Annotated in this window: 17 protein-coding genes and 1 tRNA gene; 7 read left to right on the top strand and 11 right to left on the bottom strand. The window is 47.3% G+C overall.

Going from position 1 to position 17,790, the window contains the following annotated elements; translation table 11 throughout:
- Both MJZ26_10565 and pyrR read right to left on the bottom strand, forming a co-directional pair.
- Window positions 1–942 (bottom strand): aspartate carbamoyltransferase catalytic subunit (locus tag MJZ26_10565; GenBank protein ID MCQ2106221.1); only part of this gene is annotated, 942 nt, incomplete at its 3' end.
- Window position 943: 1 nt separating this feature from the next.
- Entirely contained in the window at window positions 944–1,501 is a 558-nt protein-coding gene (gene pyrR / locus MJZ26_10560) for a bifunctional pyr operon transcriptional regulator/uracil phosphoribosyltransferase PyrR (GenBank protein MCQ2106220.1), read from the bottom strand.
- A 250-nt stretch (window positions 1,502–1,751) separates the two neighbouring features.
- On the opposite strand from pyrR, the gene MJZ26_10555 reads away from it, so the two are divergent.
- From MJZ26_10555 to MJZ26_10540, 4 genes are all read left to right on the top strand, one after another.
- Window positions 1,752–3,116 (top strand): ATP-binding protein, encoded by a 1,365-nt coding sequence (locus tag MJZ26_10555; protein MCQ2106219.1) that lies wholly within the window; start codon window positions 1,752–1,754, stop codon window positions 3,114–3,116.
- Window positions 3,117–3,292: 176 nt separating this feature from the next.
- Window positions 3,293–3,427 carry a helix-turn-helix domain-containing protein gene (locus MJZ26_10550; protein ID MCQ2106218.1) on the top strand — a complete coding sequence of 45 codons (135 nt, stop codon included), beginning with the start codon at window positions 3,293–3,295 and terminating at the stop codon, window positions 3,425–3,427.
- The gene (locus MJZ26_10545; GenBank protein MCQ2106217.1) at window positions 3,420–3,740 is read left to right on the top strand and encodes a HipA N-terminal domain-containing protein; all 321 of its coding nucleotides are present in this window, start codon (window positions 3,420–3,422) and stop codon (window positions 3,738–3,740) included. The genes MJZ26_10550 and MJZ26_10545 overlap by 8 nt, the downstream gene beginning before the upstream one ends.
- The gene (locus MJZ26_10540) at window positions 3,737–4,735 is read left to right on the top strand and encodes a HipA domain-containing protein (protein ID MCQ2106216.1); all 999 of its coding nucleotides are present in this window, start codon (window positions 3,737–3,739) and stop codon (window positions 4,733–4,735) included. Before MJZ26_10545 ends, MJZ26_10540 begins: the two co-directional genes overlap by 4 nt.
- Before the next feature lie 497 nt (window positions 4,736–5,232).
- On the opposite strand, the gene MJZ26_10535 is transcribed toward MJZ26_10540, so the two are convergent.
- The 6 genes from MJZ26_10535 to MJZ26_10510 all read right to left on the bottom strand — a co-directional run bounded on the left by MJZ26_10535 (window position 5,233) and on the right by MJZ26_10510 (window position 10,689).
- Entirely contained in the window at window positions 5,233–5,880 is a 648-nt protein-coding gene (locus MJZ26_10535) for a fibrobacter succinogenes major paralogous domain-containing protein (GenBank protein MCQ2106215.1), read from the bottom strand.
- Between the two features lie 41 nt (window positions 5,881–5,921).
- Window positions 5,922–6,587 (bottom strand): hypothetical protein, encoded by a 666-nt coding sequence (locus MJZ26_10530; protein ID MCQ2106214.1) that lies wholly within the window; start codon window positions 6,585–6,587, stop codon window positions 5,922–5,924.
- A gap of 165 nt (window positions 6,588–6,752) precedes the next feature.
- Window positions 6,753–7,835, bottom strand: a complete 1,083-nt coding sequence (locus MJZ26_10525) for a fibrobacter succinogenes major paralogous domain-containing protein (protein ID MCQ2106213.1) — start codon at window positions 7,833–7,835, stop codon at window positions 6,753–6,755.
- Window positions 7,836–7,883: 48 nt separating this feature from the next.
- Window positions 7,884–8,600 (bottom strand): hypothetical protein, encoded by a 717-nt coding sequence (locus tag MJZ26_10520; GenBank protein ID MCQ2106212.1) that lies wholly within the window; start codon window positions 8,598–8,600, stop codon window positions 7,884–7,886.
- A 12-nt stretch (window positions 8,601–8,612) separates the two neighbouring features.
- Entirely contained in the window at window positions 8,613–10,328 is a 1,716-nt protein-coding gene (locus tag MJZ26_10515) for a hypothetical protein (GenBank protein MCQ2106211.1), read from the bottom strand.
- Window positions 10,329–10,332: 4 nt separating this feature from the next.
- Window positions 10,333–10,689, bottom strand: coding sequence for a hypothetical protein (locus MJZ26_10510; protein ID MCQ2106210.1), 357 nt, complete (start codon window positions 10,687–10,689; stop codon window positions 10,333–10,335).
- A gap of 222 nt (window positions 10,690–10,911) precedes the next feature.
- Here MJZ26_10510 and MJZ26_10505 point away from each other — a divergent pair, with 222 nt between their 5' ends.
- From MJZ26_10505 to MJZ26_10495, 3 genes are all read left to right on the top strand, one after another.
- The gene (locus MJZ26_10505) at window positions 10,912–11,457 is read left to right on the top strand and encodes a peptidylprolyl isomerase (protein MCQ2106209.1); all 546 of its coding nucleotides are present in this window, start codon (window positions 10,912–10,914) and stop codon (window positions 11,455–11,457) included.
- A 205-nt stretch (window positions 11,458–11,662) separates the two neighbouring features.
- A tRNA-Ala gene (locus MJZ26_10500) sits at window positions 11,663–11,735 on the top strand.
- Between the two features lie 176 nt (window positions 11,736–11,911).
- Window positions 11,912–13,924, top strand: coding sequence for a M23 family metallopeptidase (locus MJZ26_10495; GenBank protein ID MCQ2106208.1), 2,013 nt, complete (start codon window positions 11,912–11,914; stop codon window positions 13,922–13,924).
- 245 nt (window positions 13,925–14,169) lie between these two features.
- Here MJZ26_10495 and htpG read toward each other — a convergent pair whose 3' ends face one another.
- The 3 genes from htpG to MJZ26_10480 all read right to left on the bottom strand — a co-directional run bounded on the left by htpG (window position 14,170) and on the right by MJZ26_10480 (window position 17,711).
- Complete coding sequence (htpG, locus tag MJZ26_10490) at window positions 14,170–16,053, bottom strand: molecular chaperone HtpG (protein MCQ2106207.1); 1,884 nt, start codon at window positions 16,051–16,053, stop codon at window positions 14,170–14,172.
- 222 nt (window positions 16,054–16,275) lie between these two features.
- Window positions 16,276–17,097: a nucleotidyl transferase AbiEii/AbiGii toxin family protein gene (locus MJZ26_10485; GenBank protein ID MCQ2106206.1), complete on the bottom strand. Its 822-nt coding sequence runs from the start codon at window positions 17,095–17,097 to the stop codon at window positions 16,276–16,278.
- On the bottom strand, window positions 17,094–17,711 hold the full coding sequence (locus tag MJZ26_10480) for a hypothetical protein (protein ID MCQ2106205.1): 618 nt from the start codon (window positions 17,709–17,711) through the stop codon (window positions 17,094–17,096). The genes MJZ26_10485 and MJZ26_10480 overlap by 4 nt, the downstream gene beginning before the upstream one ends.
- Between the last annotated feature and the right edge of the window lie 79 nt (window positions 17,712–17,790).

The following is a 17,790-nucleotide window of genomic DNA, read 5'->3' as shown; positions in this document are numbered from 1 at the left end:
ACGACCTCCAGCCAAAAGGAAGAGAACAGCCATACGGACAGCGACGCCGTTGGTCACCTGATCGAGAATAACGGAATGTTCACCGTCGGCGATATCGGAATCCAGTTCCACACCGCGGTTAATGGGACCCGGATGCATGATAATCACCTTGTCCTTGCAGCAAGCAAGCACCTCTTCGGTAATGCCAAAGAAGTTGCGGTATTCGCGGGTGCTGGGGAGAAGCGCGTCGTCCATACGTTCGTTCTGCAAGCGAAGAGCGATAACGGCATCGGCGTCGGCAACAGCCTTCTTTACATCGGTTTCCCAGCTGACGGAGCCCGCCAGTTCGGGATACTGCAGCAGTTCGGTATTGCGGGGAACCAGGGTGCTGGGGCCGCAGAGGGTCACGTGAGCGCCCATGGTGGTCATGCCCCAGATGTTAGAGCGGGCCACGCGGCTATGGCGGATGTCACCGATGATTGCCACCTTCTTGCCTTCGAGAGTGCCAAGCTTTTCTTCAATGGTGAGCATGTCCAGAAGACCCTGGGTAGGATGTTCGTGGGCGCCGTCGCCAGCGTTCACCACGATGGCGTTGCTGTGTTCAGCCAGGAACTTGGGAACGCCTGTTCCCTTGTGGCGGACAACCACGATATCAATCTTCATGGACTCGATGTTGCGGAGGGTATCCACCAGAGTCTCGCCCTTCTTCACGCTGGAACTTGCGGTAGTGAAGTTCACGGTGTCTGCGGAGAGGCGCTTTTCTGCCAGTTCAAAACTGGTGCGGGTACGGGTGCTGTTTTCGAAGAACAGGTTCACCACGGTCATGCCGCGAAGGCTAGGAACCTTCTTTACCGGGCGTTCCAGAATTTCACGGAACTGTTTTGCATGGTCCAAAATAGTGCGGATGTCCTGCTTGGACACGCCCTGGAGCCCGAACAAATGCTTGATTTGCAAAGCGCTCACTTTAAGCCTCCACTTCTACGAGAGTAACAGAATTTTCTTGATCAATAGGTTCAATCTTCACGCGGACTTCCTGATTCTGGGCGGTCTCTACGGAGAAGCCCACACAGTCAGGAGCAATGGGAAGTTCGCGATGACCGCGGTCCACGAGAACGCAAAGGCGAATGGCAGCCGGGCGGCCAAGGTCCAGAATGGCGCGCATGGCAGCCAGAGTGGAGCGACCCGTATAAAGAACGTCGTCCACCAGAATTACGGTCTTGCCTTCTACGGAGGCAGGCATTTCAGTAATGCGCATCTCGGTGGAAACGTGCTTGCGGTAATGGAAATCGTCGCGGTAGAATGTTGCATCCAAACTTCCGAATTCCACGGAGCCGCCGAACTTTGCGTCCAAGCGTTCCTTCAGCTTCTTTGCCAAAGGGATACCGCGGCTAGCCATACCGAGGATGACCAGGTCGTTTGCGGAAGGATGGATTTTTGCGATCTTTGCAGCCATCTCGTCCAGGGCAAATTCCATGGCCTGGGCCGACAGCAGTTCACGAATAATCTTGCAGTTGTCATTCATAATTTTTTACCTCACTTTGAGGTTACTTTTTCATGAAATTAGCATTTTCGGGAGGTTTTGGCGGGTTTTATAAGAGAAAGTAGGGATAAAAGCACTCCTAGACAAGGCGTATGCAATCATACCTGCACTTTGTGTAGATTCACTTAAATTTATACTTGCATTTTTGTGCATATTTCACTCAATTATATCAGCACTTTCGTGCAAATATTGCTATATTATATCAGCACTTTCGTGTTAGGAGAAATTTAAGATGCTTAAAAGATCCGCCTATTATCGGCTTCTAGAGTGGAAAAATCAGCGCAAGGGAACAACAGCCCTACTAATTAACGGAGCAAGGCGCGTCGGGAAGACTTTTTTGATCAAGGAATTCGCTAAAAACGAGTACCGAAGCCATATTTTTCTCGATTTCGGAAACATAGCCAAAGAAATCAAAGAACTTTTTGAAAACGAGTCCAGCGAATTTGACATTTTCTTTGCAAAATTATCGTCCTTCCGCAAGACCCCCCTCTACAAAAGGGAATCCCTCATTATTTTTGACGAAGTCCAGCTTTACCCGAGGGCAAGACAACTAATAAAGTACCTTGTTGCCGACGGACGCTTCGATTACATCGAAAGTGGATCCTTGATTTCATTACGTCAAAACGTAAAGGACATCCTTATTCCTTCGGAAGAAGAAAGCATTGACCTTCTTCCTCTGACTTTTGAGGAATTTCTATGGGCGGAGGACGACGAAGTCAGCTACCCATTCCTAAAGATGTGCCTGGAAAAACGAATGCCGCTTGGGCCAGCACTTCACCGAAAGATGCTGAACCGTTTTCGGGAATATATGTTAGTAGGCGGTATGCCCCAAGCAGTCAACGAATACATGGAAAATCATGACTTTGCAAAGGCAGACCGGGTCAAACGAGACATTCTAAAACTATACCGAAACGATGTCACCAAATTTGCAAAAGGTCATGAGGCAAAAGTTTTATCCCTAATAGATAAAATTCCCGCGCAACTGTCTCGTAAAGAAAAGCGCTACAAGTTCTCCACCATCGATAAAAACGCGAGATTTCGTTCCTACGAAAATTCCTTTACATGGCTCAACGAGGCTATGGTCATCAATCCCTGTTTCAACGCAACAGACCCCAATGTAGGTCTTGCCTTAAGTGCTGATGTGGCAACCCAAAAATGCTACATGGCAGATACAGGTTTGCTTGTAACACAAACTTTTATGGACAAATCTTTTACGAGCAACGAGTTATATAGGGCAATTCTTTTCGACAAACTTGATATTAACGAAGGAATGATCATGGAAAATATCGTTGCACAAATGCTGCGAGCAAGCGGGCACAAGCTTTATTTCTATTCCAGGTCAGATTCAGCAAACAAGAAAAACAACATCGAAATTGATTTTCTACTTAGAGCCCAAATTGGTCTCAAGGAAAAGATCTGCCCCATCGAGGTCAAGTCCGGCAGTTACAAGCAGCATGTTTCCCTGGACAAGTTCTGGGGCAAGTTCCACAAGAACCTGACTCCCCCCTATATCCTGTACACCAAGGATCTTGAAGTCCGCAAAACGGACTACGCAGAAATTTTGCACCTGCCGCTATATATGGCTGGATTGATTTAACAAAACAACTTTTGTACCAACAACACGCAACATATTGCACATTCATTGACAAAGCCAGTGCATTTTTGTATTTTACAACTTAATTAAGCAATATATTGCACTTTATGGATGAAATTTTTGAAAATCTACAAAGACGGCGGGAGTCCCTTGGATTAAGCCAAAGGGATCTTTCGGAAATGTCCGGAGTTTCACTGCGGACCATCAACGCCATCGAAAACGGCGGCGCAAACCCGTCCATCGAGGTACTTTGCAAGCTTGCGGAACAGCTGGGATTGAAACTTTCTTTAACCGAGAGAGTCGTCAATGGCTAGGCAAGCATCGGTGTTTTACAACGGCTTCTTGGCCGGAACCTTGACCAAGACTAGGGACGGGTTCATTTTTACCTACGATGAAATCTACCTTGCGTCTAGGCGCCCTGCCATTGCATTAACATTGTCTAAGCGACAGGAGCCTTACAAGTCCAAGGAACTTTTCCCATTTTTTGAAGGTTTGCTGCCCGAGGGAGAAAACCGCAAACTTTTCTGTATGTCCCTGAAGATTGACCCCAGGGATTCCTACAGGCTGTTACTGAAACTTGCAGGAAAGGAAACCATCGGCGCCATCACCGTGATGGAGGACGTATGACAAGCGCATCCCCCATGATGCAGAACCGTTGCCACAGCTGTCTCAAGGAGACACCGCGGGATTTTTGCCCTGCCTGCGCCAAGCGGCTCTTTGGCATAAAGAAGTTTAACGCCACGCTGGAATTTTCCTTACCCGAAATCAAGTCCAAAAACGGTTCCATTCGCAGAATTTCCATTTCTGGCGCGCAGCCCAAGTTTTCGCTAATGGTGAACGAAGGCCGGCTGGAACCTACCGAAAATGGCGGCACCTTCATCTTAAAGCCCGCGGTAGAAGGGCTGTTCGACAACACAAAAGACATGCCCGCCAACGAACACCTGACCATGCAGATGGCCAGGCAGATTTTCAAGATCGACGCAGCAGACAATGCGCTAGTTTATCTTAAAGACGGCACACCCGCCTACATCACCAAGCGATTCGATGTTCTACCCGACGGCAACAGGATCTGCCAGGAAGACTTCGCCCAGGTGGCAGGCCTCACCCCGGGCGAAAATGGTTCCAACTACAAGTACGATTTCAGCTACCAGCAAATTGCCGACCTGATGAAGCGATATGTAAGCACCTACCCTACCGATGTGGAAAAATACTTCAGGCTGATTCTGTTCAACTATCTGGTCTGTAACGGCGACGCCCACGTCAAGAATTTTTCCATCTATTCCCCAAATGCGGATGGGGTTTACAAACTGACTCCCGCCTACGATTTGCTGAACACATCATTGCACGTTCAAGAGCTTGGCCGAACCGCGTTGGAACTTTTTGTGGATGACTTTGAAACCGAATTTTTCAAGGTCAACGGATTCTACGGCAAGCCAGATTTTATGGAACTGGCCCGCCGCATCGGCATCAAGGAAATCCGGGCAGAACGCTTCATTGCAGAAACTTGCAGCCATCTAATGGAAATGGACGCAATGATTGACCGAAGTTATTTAAGCGAGCAGGGAAAAGCGCAGTTCAAGGCGCAGGTGAAGGACCGAGCGAAAGTCCTGGAGATGGGGTGAAAAAACGCAGCCGTTCCGCGATAACGAGAAAGTATTGAACATTCCCCTTTACGGAATTGGCGCGTTGATGAAGTGATTTATGCACAAAATACTTTGCGCACTATTGTATATTTTTATATATTTTACTCTGCGCACTATGCTGATAGATGGTGCGCGTCGAATTGGCAGAAGTTATGTCCTCGAAAAATTACACAACCACATCTCTACTTGATTTCAAAAAGAAATTCGGAACGCGAATCGGGCAATGCTACATCATCCATCCGAAGGCGTTTTCCAAAAGGAAAGACGGAATCATTTGCATCCCCCCGTACATGACCATGTGCTTATAGAAAACGCCCCAGGGAATCGAACCCTGGGGCGATTGTTTCAAGGCGTTGCTTCGCTAAGCCTTGGCTATGGTGGCGCTACGCGCCTCTAGTTAGAGGGTTCCAAGGCGCCTACGCTCATGCTCGGACATACAGACAAACAAGTTTGTCTATGCGTCACTCGCTATCGCTTTAGTCCTGGAGACAACGAACCGAGTAGCCGTCATTCTTGCCGCCGTCGAGGACGCCCGCGGCACTGCGGTAGACTTTCGCGAGGCCGCCGCTGATGCGCAGGAAGTAGGCGTTGTTACTATTGTCCTCCGTAGAAGACCAAAAGTAGGTGTTATCGCCCAAAGAGTTGAAACTCTTTAAATTGCTGTAGTAGTCGCCAGCAGGGAGAGCAGAAAAGCCGAATGAGTCAAAACCATTTGTCCAGCTAGAAACACGTAAGTGATTGTAGAACTTGTCTTCGCCTTCTTTCAACGGTTCTGCATTCAATTTCTTCTGGGCCACAATTTGTTCAGTGCGCAACTTAACCATCTCTAGAAAAGCATCAAACTCCTCCTTGCTAGGCAAGTGCCAGCCACTGGGGCAAGCATTTATTGTAGCCTCCCAGGTGTACAGGCGACCATATTCTTTGCAATTGCCTTCCTTGTTATCGTAGCACATGCTACCTTTTGTCTTGTAATTCAAGTTTTCAGCCATCCAAGTCTGTTTACCGAGCTTTACGGTCTTGTATGTCTTACCATTGCGGGAATCCTTAAGGGTGCCTGCCATGGAACATGCAACCAACAAGACTACGGTCACGAGAATTTTTTTCACACTAATTTCAATATTCATATTTATTGACTCCTTAAATAAATTTTACCACAGGCGAATTTTTAGAGGTTACCTATAGTCTGATTTACAAAAAACCACTGCTTTTCGGTGACCTGCTTTAAATCCAGAAGCAAACGCAACCGGATTTGCATAGACACGAGAAACTCTTCAAACACACTCCTTTCAAAGGACTTTTTTGATTGGACGATGCATTGCATATCCGTCAAGTAAAGGACACAATCCTCACGAAGTTTATCACCCAGGCCGAACTTAAAATTTCGATGGAACTTGCTGGTTAAACGACAAAGGTACAATGTGAGGTCATAAAACACACGATAAATGACAAAGCGTTTTTTCGAGGGAAAGCCTATTTCCTCAATTGAAGAAGTCTTTGAAACGTTCGTGGAGACATTGTCCACATACCGCACAATACCGGTTTTCCAGGCATCGTACGATTCTAATTTTGGCAAGCCACTGATTTCTATATGCTGATCGTCGGAAATGATTTTCCGCTCGTAACCAGCATCTTGAGTCTCAGCCCTCAAGCTTTCAAGAACGGAATCAGGGAATCCAAGATACACGACATCAGCACCGATTTTCTTGACGAACTTATGGTGAACCTTGTATTCTCGAAGAAATTTTACAAAACGAAAAGCAGACCTTTCACAAGTCTGGAAAAACTTGCGGTCACGAATCAAGTGTATACTTGACTCATTATTGCATTCCATGGTGTAAAATTCGTCTATAAGCAATATTTATAACCATAATTTTTCACCAAGAAGAACTTTCGCAGCATCGCTGCGTAGCTCTTCTTGATAGTTTCAAGGCTTTACTTCGCTAGGCCTTGGCTAAGATAGCACAGTGCGCTTCCTTAGTTAGAGGGCGCAATCGCTTTAGTCCTGGAGACAACGAACAGAGTGTCCGCGGTCCCTGTCGCTGAAGCCTTGGAACGGGCGGCCGACGTCGATGCCCAGGAGGGAGGCGCCGAAATCGACCTCCGTAGTAGAAGACCAAAAGATGGCGACGTTGCCCAAATTGTCGAACTTCTTGTCGTTGCTGTCGTAGTAGCCAGCAGGGAGAGCCGAAAAGCCGAACTTGTCCGCCCCATTTCTCCAACTGCGTGCGCGTAGATTTATTGACTTTATTTCATCAGAGGCTCCTCCCGCATTATCCCGGAGTATTTTAAACTCCCAGTGGCTAGGCAAGCGCCATCCTGCAGGGCACGCCTTTTTCGCAGATTCCCAGGTGTACAGGCGCCCATACTTTTTGCAATTGCTTTCCTTGTTGTCATAGCACTCGCTCTCACTGGTCTTATAATTCAGATTCTCAGCCATCCAAACCCGGCCAAAGATTTGCATGGTCTTGTAGGTTTGACCATCACGGGAATCCTTTAAAGTTCCGCTCGGTGGCTGCGCCTCTGAGTCCTGGAGACAACGAACAGAGCCTCCGCCGTCCATGTTTTTGCCGCCGACGTCCGCGAAGGAGGCTTCGACGTACAGGCTGTAGGCGTAGTCGCTATTTTCCTCCGTAGAAGACCAAATGTAGGTGCTGAAGCCCAAAAGGCCGAACTCCTTGTAGCGGCTGTTGTAGCTGCCAGCAGGGAGAGCCGAAAAGCCGAACATTTCCGACCCAAATTTCCAACTGCGTGCGCGTAGATTTATTGACGTTATTTCATCAGAGGCTCCTCCCACAATATACAGGAGTCTTTCAAACTCCTCCTTGCTAGGCAAGTGCCATCCTGCAGGGCACGCCTTTTTCGCAGATTCCCAGGTGTACAGGCGCCCGTACTTTTCGCAATTGCTTTCCTCGTTGTCATAGCACGCGCTCCCACTGGTCTTATAATTCAAATTTTCGGCCATCCAGACCTGGTTGCCAATCTGCACGGTCTTGTAGGTTTGACCATCACGGGAATCTTTAAGGGTTCCCGCCATAGAACATACAACCAACAAACCTACGGTCACGAGAATTTTTCCCATAATCATTTCTTTTTTCTCCGTTTAGATTTAAGGACTTTTGCCATTTCCTTAATACAGTTTAACTTCGCAAACGAGTTCATCTACATTCACAAATTCACCGAACAATTTGCTATACAATACATTTTTGAAAGCGGCACCTCTAAAGGTCATTTCAATCTTTCGGTTACTTTCAAAACCAGCAACGATCATTTTGACTAGTGGAGATTCTTGATCTAGAACGAATTTCGTTTTTGAATCAAGCATAAGAGCTGATGTTTTGTCACCTTTCACAAAGTAATTCAAACAACGTTCATTATTTTTCTCAGTGATTCTATGCAAATAATTTTCACAGCCCTGAATTTCAAACTCAAACTTTAGCCCCATAGACATCGTTTTCACGACACATTCAATACTATATCGCATTTGCGAAAGCATTAAAGAACAAAGCCTTTTCACTTCCTTTGGGGTTACATTGAAATTAGACTTGTCCAAATTACAGTCATCCATTTCTTGTATTTTTTCAAGCCAATATTCTACAATGCTACAATCTCCAAATTCCATTGCACACTCGCTCTCTTTTCCGTAATCAGAGAGTCTTTTTCCAACTTCTTTTTCATAAGTGTTCAGTCGAATCTTTGCACTGTTTTCTTTTTTTTCCTTCCACTTATCATAGGAAGAATCTGATGTTTTATAGTAATGGTACAGGACAAACCATGTCGCCCCCATACTACTAAGTTTATCTCCTCCAACAAAATTGAAGGAATGCTTTTCTTTGGTTGTTGTCATGACTTTCACCTTTTATTTTTCCAATCTCGTTCCCTTCCACATATTCGCATTCCAGCTCTGTGGATAGAGAATTTCCTTCAATTCATTTTCGGTTGCGTCACCCCAGACCTGAGGGATTCCACCGCAGTACGCACGTACATTCTCGGCACCGAAAATGGATATTGCACTTTCTATAGCCTTAGCCCCATACGCATCGGCTTCCTTTTCGTAACGATGGGCTCCTGCATAACGTTTCAGTTCTTCGCCATACATCCATCGTTTTTCACCTTTATACCCCACAACCACGCTGCAGTACGCCTGTTCTTCGGTATTTTTTCGGCAACGAATAGCCTCAGTAAAAGTCTGTATCCACACAACATCATCCACAGGCAAGGAGTACCCCAGCAAAACCACATGCCTGCATTTTTCAAGTCCTACGCGAACTTCGCGCTGGACTTCTTCAAGGAACGATGTCGGCGTTCCCTTGATCATGGTCTGCATAATCATGGGCGAATTACTGGCGAATGTCTTTGCCCCACAGGAAACACACTCCAGGGCATCCGATTGCAAGGATTCGTTACACCAGCGTTTTTCGTTTTCTGTGCGGTTAAAATTATCGTTTTCAAATAACGGCACAGGCAAAGGCGGGTTCAAATGCTTTGAGCCATAGCCCCATTCGTCGCCAAGGTAATACATCATACGCCCACAGGCGGGGCATTCACGCCAGTTGGAACTGCCGTGGGCAAAAAAGAACTTGCCGATACGCCCAACAGGAGACCCGGAAGCCTTGCATTCATTCTGCCTAAAGGCAACAACTTCGTCATAGGAATAGGAAAACTTTTCGGGCTTTCGATCTTCTGGTTTACTTGAAATTTTACGGCTCTTGGTCTGGAATCCAAAATCCAGCCACTGCTCCACCTTTTGCGCCGTCTTCAAATACTTATCAAAATGGTTCACTTCGCGGTTCGCATTGAACAGGAGCCACATGAATACGGTTTCGAAATTGAAGGAGACAAAAGAGGTGCTGAACTGGTAAAATTCGCGGCTTGTCAGGTCCGGGTATTTTTCGGCAAAGGCAAAGCTTTCCTTTTGCATCAGACGAGCGAATGTTTCTGCAAACCTTTTGTAGCTAGAAAACATCTCTGCATTTTTGCCTTCTGCCAAGTTTTTCCAGGATTTTGCAAAAAGGATTACCGTAAAGCAGATAACGCAGGCGTACGCACCCTTGAGTCTGCTGTAGTCTATGACAATTTCATCCTTATCGCCGATCGCTGCACGAACCTTGATTCCCTGCTTGGCATTCATCTTTTTATCGAGCAGGGTATAGACATCACGAATCAGGTTATCGTTTTCCTTGTCATGAGGGCAAATGGAAATAATCTGCTTAAGGGCCAGCCAGTCATAGGAATGGCGAAGCTCCAGAATCCGTTTTTTCAGGATTTCGTCTGATGGAGTTACACCTGCGGAACCATAGGCCCTGCGTGCTGCGGCCAGTTCACCATCTGTAATTTCTAGCCAGCAATCTTCGTCAGTTTTGTCGTCACCAAGCAGAATAAGAAAATCTTCAAGACGATTCAGGTCGTTTTGCGCAAAATCATTCGTGAAATTCGCCAGGCTCTTACGACCACCGAATTTTGATAATTCTCGAAAAAATTTTGTTTGTTCACTGGTTTGGGGCATGCCAAGCAAGGCCGTGGCTCCGGCACCAATAAACACGAGGGTCTCAGACCATGTAGAAGGCTGACTCATAAGACTAGATTAAGACGATGGAGGTCAAAGAAAGATTCAATTTTTCACAAACGATTTTAGAATCATCTTTTTCATCAAATTTCAAGCGCACTTTCGTGTTAGAAGTTTTCGCCTGAATGAGCATTTGCGCAATTCCGTAACAAATTGCCGTCTTAAAATTCAAGACATCCTTCGCGTTCAATAAAACAGTCTGTTCTCCGCTCTCAATTTTTTCATCACCCGAAATGGGGCAAAACACATTATACTCTTCGCCACCCTGTTTTAACAGGTAGCCTTCGGTTCCCTTGATTTTAAGAGCAGAAACACAGCCATTAACCGCCAAACCAACTTCTTGAACAACGCATTCAATTTGATAAGCCATGCAAGCCTCATCTTTTTATTTGCTTACACGCAAATGTAAACAAAAAAAAACAATGTCAAGTGAATTTTGAAAATAGGGCAAATTTTCGGCAATTCCACAAAATTTTTTATTTATATTGCGAAAGAACAACCTTGGAGACCCGATTTCGGTCTGGATTGCCGCGCCTGCGGCTCGCAATGACGTTTGAGGGTTCCAAAACAATAACCCATCAGGAGATATTCCATGCCTTTTAATCAGCTGGACAAGCCCCAGGCAGGCGAAACCATCGCCATTATGACCACCAACCACGGCGTGATGAAGCTGCGTCTTTTCGAAGAACGCGTCGGCGAATGCGCAACCAACTTTATCGAACTGGCCAAGCAGGGCAAGTACGATGGCGCACCGTTCCACCGCATCATTTCTGGCTTCATGATCCAGGGTGGCGACTTCACCAACCGTAACGGTACCGGTGGTCACGCTGCAGGCGGCCCGGGCACCACCATCGGCGACAAGTACGATCCGTGCCTCACCCACATGCGCGGCGCCCTCAGCTGGGCAAAGACCATGATGCCCCACTCCATCGGTTCCCAGTTCTTCATCGTCCACGGCGAAGACGTGCACTTCCTGGACCATCCGGCAAACGGCGGCCCTGCTGAAGGTTACTCCGTTTTCGGTCAGCTCTACGAAGGCTTCGAAGTTCTGGATGAAATCGCAGGCGTAAAGACCGACCGTCGCGATGCACCCTACGAAGACGTGATCATCGAATCCGTGAAGATCGAAAAGGCTTAATAGCCATGAGCTCCGAGCTTTGAGCCGTGAGCTATTCAAGAACATGCCAAAGGAACGCAGGGTAAAACCTGCGTTTTTTTTCGCTTTCACCTATTGTTTTTTCTCATAATTCGTAATTCATAATTCACAATTGCAAAAAAATCCCAGATTTTTTATTTTCCCCCTTGACAGATTCCAAACAATTTTCAATATTTGGGTCACCCTCGGGGTTATAGCTCAGTTGGTAGAGCGCCTGCATGGCATGCAGGAGGTCAGGAGTTCGACTCTCCTTAGCTCCACTAGAAAAGGCTCGCTTAAAGGCGGGCCTTTTTTTTTGTGAAGTTTTTCTACTCACTCTCATTTCCCAAAGTGAGTCGTACAGTTCTCATTGAACTTGATGTAACATTTTTGTATCTTTCGTCCTGCAAAATATTTTGGCATGTGGCGATTTTGGTGCACAATCAAGGTTCAACTTATGAATAAACTCAAGCTATCTCTTACCCACGGTATCATTGCAGCAGCACTGGCTTTCCCTTCGATTTCCATTGCCGAAGAATGCAGCGAAGAAACAATGGACGCCTTCGCCTACGAAGATTGCATCAAGGCTAAAAATGGCGGCACCGTAAACGAAGCGGATTTTGGAGGCGCTGCAGCAAAGGCTAGCGAAAAAGAACAACAAGAATTAAACACACAAAAAGCCACCGAAAAATACCAGCCCTTCGGCAAGGAAGCCTATTTAACATCCTCGTTTGGAGAAAATCGCGGAACTCGTTACCACGCAGGCCTTGATTACTCCACCAACATGGAAGAAGGCTGGCCAATCTTCGCTCCCGAAGACGGCAAGGTAAAAGAACTGCGAGTTTCCCCCTTTGGCTACGGCAAAGTTATGTTCTACCAGGGGAAAAGCGGCAAAACGTGGGTTTTCGCCCATCAGAGCAGCTTTGGCGACCTGGATGATGCCATAGCAAAGCAGCAATACGCCACCAAGAAAAACGACGTTACAGTCAAACCCGGCAGAGCCTTTAAAAAAGGAGATACCCTGACATACGCCGGTAGCAGCGGAATCGGTAACCCCCACCTGCATCTAGAAGTTCGTCTGGATAACGACCGCGTTGTAAACCCGCGCATATTTGACACCGACGCTTCAGACACTATCGCACCGCAAGTCCTTGGCGCCGCTTTGTGGCAGGGCAACGAACTGTCCCTCACCTCTGCCGAAGCAATTGATAAAGGTTGCATAGTTTCTCCGGTAAAGAACGAGTTCAACGTGAACCTGGCTGTCAAAATCGTTGACTACAGCCGCACTCCAAAGGACAATCCCATGTCAGTTCGCCGTATATCCATGTGGCGTTACGACGACAAGATCTTTGAAGAAAGAATGGACACCCTGCGCTTCAGCAAGATGCTTCAGATCCGGGATCAGCTGCTGTGGGCCGAGGAAGCCGACACTGCCGGTGATTGGCATTTCATCAACACAAAAATTGCCCCGATTTCAAATTACACTTTGGAAGTAGAAGACTTTGCCGGCAACGTGACAACAAAGAAATTCACGTTCCGCAACAAATGTACGGGCAACAAATCATTCCCCTTAACCAAGGTGCAAACCTCCCCCGTATTCACCTTCCTCAGCCGTCCCATGCTAGACCTGTTCCGCTGCGAATCCGGCATGAAGTTCTCTGTTCTCAAGGGAGAAAGCGTACTGGCAGAAAACCTGTGTTCCGCTTACAGACAAGAGAACAGGGCGACTCCGCTCGGAAAGATATTCGAACGTTATCCCGAAATGACAGGAATCCGCTACACAGCCGATGCAGCCTCTACTGGAGACGGCAAGGCTATTGACGAAGTCATTTCCGTATTCGGAGCCAACGGCAACCAGTCCAACGTTAATTGGAGCACCTCTATCGGCGATGTCAATATTACCCAAAAGATTACAGGCGCCCCCATAACCAACGACACCACAAAACGAGTTCTCGCTGTAACTCGCACACACACCGACAGCCTAGACTTTTTTGAATTCCACCCCAAGGGCATGCAGCTGAAGAACTGGAACGTCTGTATAGAAAACAAGGAAAATCCGGCACCACTCTACTGGCTTGGCGAAACTAGCCGCAACTGGTTCATTTTCAGCAAGCAGACCAAGGGAAAGGGACGCTGCGCCAGCACCAACGAACTACGCGACATCGCAAGCATCGATAACCAGGAACCAATCGCTCTGGGATTCCCTTATTGGGACGCAATGATGATTGGCGGAACTCGTCAACCGGCCCTAAAGATCCCCCTGATGTTCAAGTACGACGGTGTTGAAGACGGAAACGCAATCACAGTCCTCGCCGGCAAAAAGTGGATTGCAGCGGAATACGATTCCGAGCCTCGCGAAATCATTATCGAAGGAGAAAAGCTCCCGGATGCAGGCGAGACAATCACACTCCAGATAAAGGACGAAGCAGGTCGTAAGCTATCCTACAATATCGTGATTCCCGAAATGTAACACGAAACGCTCCGACAAAGAACAAGATCACGGTAATGAAAAACTCCTGCGAGGACATCGCAGGAGTTTTTTGATTTCATCGGGCCGAACGGTCTTACCGTGAGCCGTAGGCGACTCATCTTTATGAGCCGCCGCAGGCGACCTTTGGCCACTTAGCGCCTCAGCGCTTATGTGGACATGGCGACCTTTAGGTGGGAGTGAGGACCATTCGTAGGCTCATCTCCCGAGCTTAGGGCCGAACGGTCTTATTTTGCTGCAGCGGTCAGCAGCTTTGTAATTGCTGCTACATACTCAGCCGGGTTAGGCAGCGGGCTACCTTCGGCAAGCAGAGCCTGACCGTAGAGAGCCTTGGGCCAGTCACCCAGATCTTCCTTAGCTTCTGCCTTGGCCTTCAGCATTTCGCAGATGGGGTGCGTGGGGTTGATTTCGAGAATGCGCTTGGACTTTGGCACGTTAGCCTGGCCCATGGCCTTCATCATACGTTCCATCTGAGCGCTCATGGCATCGTCGCTGGTCACGAGGCAGCAGGGGCTATCCTTCAGGCGGCTGGACACGCGGACTTCCTTGATGTCTTCGTCCAGAACCTTCTGGAGGTTTTCGCAGAGGCCCTTGAAGATACCCTTGTTGGCTTCTTCAGCCTTCTTTTCGTCTTCGGTCTTTTCGAAGTCAACGTCACCGCGGGAGATGTCGTGGAACTTCTTGTCGCCGAATTCGGTGAGAGAAGACATCATGAATTCGTCGATACCGTCGCTCATGAGAAGCACTTCGTAGCCCTTGGCCTTGAAGGCTTCCAGCATGGGGTTGGACTTTACCGCATTCTTGTCGCCAATGAGGTAGTAGATTTCCTTCTGGCCTTCGGGCATACGTTCCACATACTGTTCCAGGCTTACCAGCTTGCCTTCTTCGGTCTTGGTGCTTTCGAAGCGAATCAGCTTCTTCAATTCATCAAGATGTTCCCAGTTCATGTAGAAGCCTTCCTTAAGGACCATGCCCAGCTCCTTCCACCAGGCAGTGTACTTTTCTTCGTCCTTGGACATGTTCTGCAAGGCTTCCAGAGTTTTCTTGATGACGTGCTTACGGATGTTGGTCACGATCTTGTTGGACTGCAGAATTTCGCGGCTTACGTTCAGCGGCAAGTCTTCGGATTCCACCACGCCGCGGACAAAGCGGAGCCAAGGCGGAAGCAAGTCCTTGCAGTCGTCCATGATGAAGGTCTTCTTCACATAGAGCTTCAGGCCGTGCAAAGCGTCGTTCTGCCAAATGTTGTAGGGAGCCTTGGAAGGAATGTACACCAGGTTCCAGAATTCCAGGGAACCTTCGGCGTGGCTGTGGCTCCAGCAGGCAGGTTCGCCACCGTCGTGGCAAATCACGTTGTAGAATTCCTTGTACTCTTCTTCCTTCACGTCCTTTTCGGACTGGCGCCAAAGAGCGGTCTTGTCGTTCAGCTTTTCTTCGTCCTTGACTTCCAATTCGCCCTTGTCGTTCTTGGTGGGCTCCGGATGGAAGTAAATGCCGTAGTTTACGAAACCGCTGTACTTCTTGATGATATCCTTGATGCGCCATTCGCTGGTGAAGTCTTCGGAATCTTCGTCGTCCTTCAGGTACAGAGTAATCTTGGTACCCACTTCGTTGCGGGGGCATTCGGAAATTTCAAATTCGCCGGTGCCTTCGGAAGCCCACAGGTAGCCCTGGGTTTCGCCAGCCTTGAGGGTCAGGACTTCAACCTTCTTTGCCACCATGAAGATGGAGTAGAAACCCACACCGAACTGACCGATAAGATCGACGCTTGCCTTGTCGGCGTCCTTCAGGTTCTTGATAAAATTCTTGGTGCCGGAACGGGCGATGGTACCCAGGCAGTTGATCAAGTCTTCCTTGTTCATGCCGATACCGTTATCGGTAATGGTCAGCTTCTTCTGATCCTTGTTCACATCGATATCGATGCGGAGCTGGGTGCCCTGGGGCAGCAAATCTGCGTTAGAGAGAGAAAGGAAACGACGCTTGTCCAATGCGTCAGCAGCGTTGGAAACCAGTTCGCGGAGGAAGATTTCCTTGTTGCTATAAAGAGAGTTGATCATGAGGTTCAGCATGTCGCGAACTTCGGTCTGGAACTCCATTTTTTCAGTTGCCATTTTATATCTCCAGTTTAGACGAAAGAACGGGCTACGCCCTACAGACGAGAGACGAAAGATTATAGTCACGCGCTACGCGCCATATAAAGAATCGAGAGGTCCGTCATTCCTTCTTGTTGTTAAAATTTCAAACATTACCGAGCGTTTCAAAGTTTCAAAATGAAACAAACCGGTGGTTTTCCCTTGTTTTCGCAGGTATAATTGCAAGAACCGTGCCAAAGTTCACCTAAGCTTCACCATATCCGCCAACTGGACAAAGTAATCGTTAGTCCAAATATCCAACGACTTGGGATCCTTTACAAAAGGCAAAACATCGGCCTTTACCATCTTAATATCGGTGGTAGCTAACTTTTCCTTAAGCATTTTGGAAAAAAGTTCCTTATCCATCTCAACCTTGGAAAACTCGTTGCACCTTGTTTGAAAATGAGAGAAATCCAGGACGACACCCTTTCTGACATACCACTCAAAATCATACCAGTCACGGCCCTTGACGCGCTGCTTCCAATTTCTAAAAATCAGAGCATGCATCTTGCCAGCAAAAAGGCAAGGCAGAGTAAAGCAGCGAGTTGCAAAGGAGAAGGGCATCAGCGAGATTCTTGATTCCGTTTCGAAATTCAAGGGAGGGTCCGAGTCAACTTCAATTTTAATCTTGATACCCTTCGTAGACTTGAACTTCAAATCATAAACCGAGGTATCTTCCTTCAAGAAGGCCGATTCAACCTTTCCAAAATTCTTCTTTTGCTTTTTGACAATTACTACATCAAGCCCGGCAGACTTGAATTCATTCACTATGCTAGGGAAATAATCTTCAAAATGGAAATCATCGTCCTTATTCACCAAGGAAAAATCCATGTCTTCACTAAATCGTTCCAGCCCGTGAAATACGCGAAGACAAGTTCCTCCGTAGAAGGCTGCTTTTTCAAAAAAGCCTCCGCGTTGCAATCCAGCTAGTGCAATCTGTTGCATGACTTCGTACTCGGCGTTACGACGATCATTTTCAGAATTGATTGCATAGCCCTGAACCATCTGTTCAAAAATTGTCATTCAAGCATCCTCCTTAACAAATCCACATCCTGCTTCTTTTTGCAGCAGGTTAAAACCTGATTGATTACAGAAACATCCATCTTGAAGAACGCATCCATATCCAATCGCAAATAGGATTCCAAAAATTCGTACATGGCGCTTTTAAAGCGCGGATGAAGATTGGGCGTACTCACAATCAAATCGCACAAAGCCTTTTCTGGAGAAGCCATCAAAAAGCCGTAACCATCCTTGACCACAACATTCAAGCCAATGGAATAGTACTCTGGAGCGGCCTGCGTGTACAAGAAATTTGCCAACGAGTTTTCAAAATAGCGGGAATGTTTCAAGGTCATAGACTTTACCTGATACACTCGCTCCGGAATAAGTCCGTAATATGCAAGGGCAGTTTCCATAGAAACATAGGACGGACCATAGATATGATTCGCAACCAAATTCAAATCTATCAGAACCCCGCTGACTTCGGGAGCGACCACATACAGGCCCTTTTTAAGGCGAATCAGTTCACCGCTCTTTTCGAGAGCGGACAATTTGCCATTCAGAGCCTTATGCTCGGGAAAGCACCCCTCCAACGCAGCAACATCCACAGGAATATTTTTGAAGTTTTTCAAATCCATACTGACTTCCGTGCATTAAATATAGTCAATTTCAGTACAGATAATCAAATATTTTTTGATTTTCTGTACGAATTTTGAC

The organism is Fibrobacter sp., from assembly GCA_024398965.1.
In the GTDB taxonomy this organism is placed as follows: Bacteria; Fibrobacterota; Fibrobacteria; order Fibrobacterales; family Fibrobacteraceae; genus Fibrobacter.
This window is presented reverse-complemented; position numbering and strand designations above follow the sequence as displayed.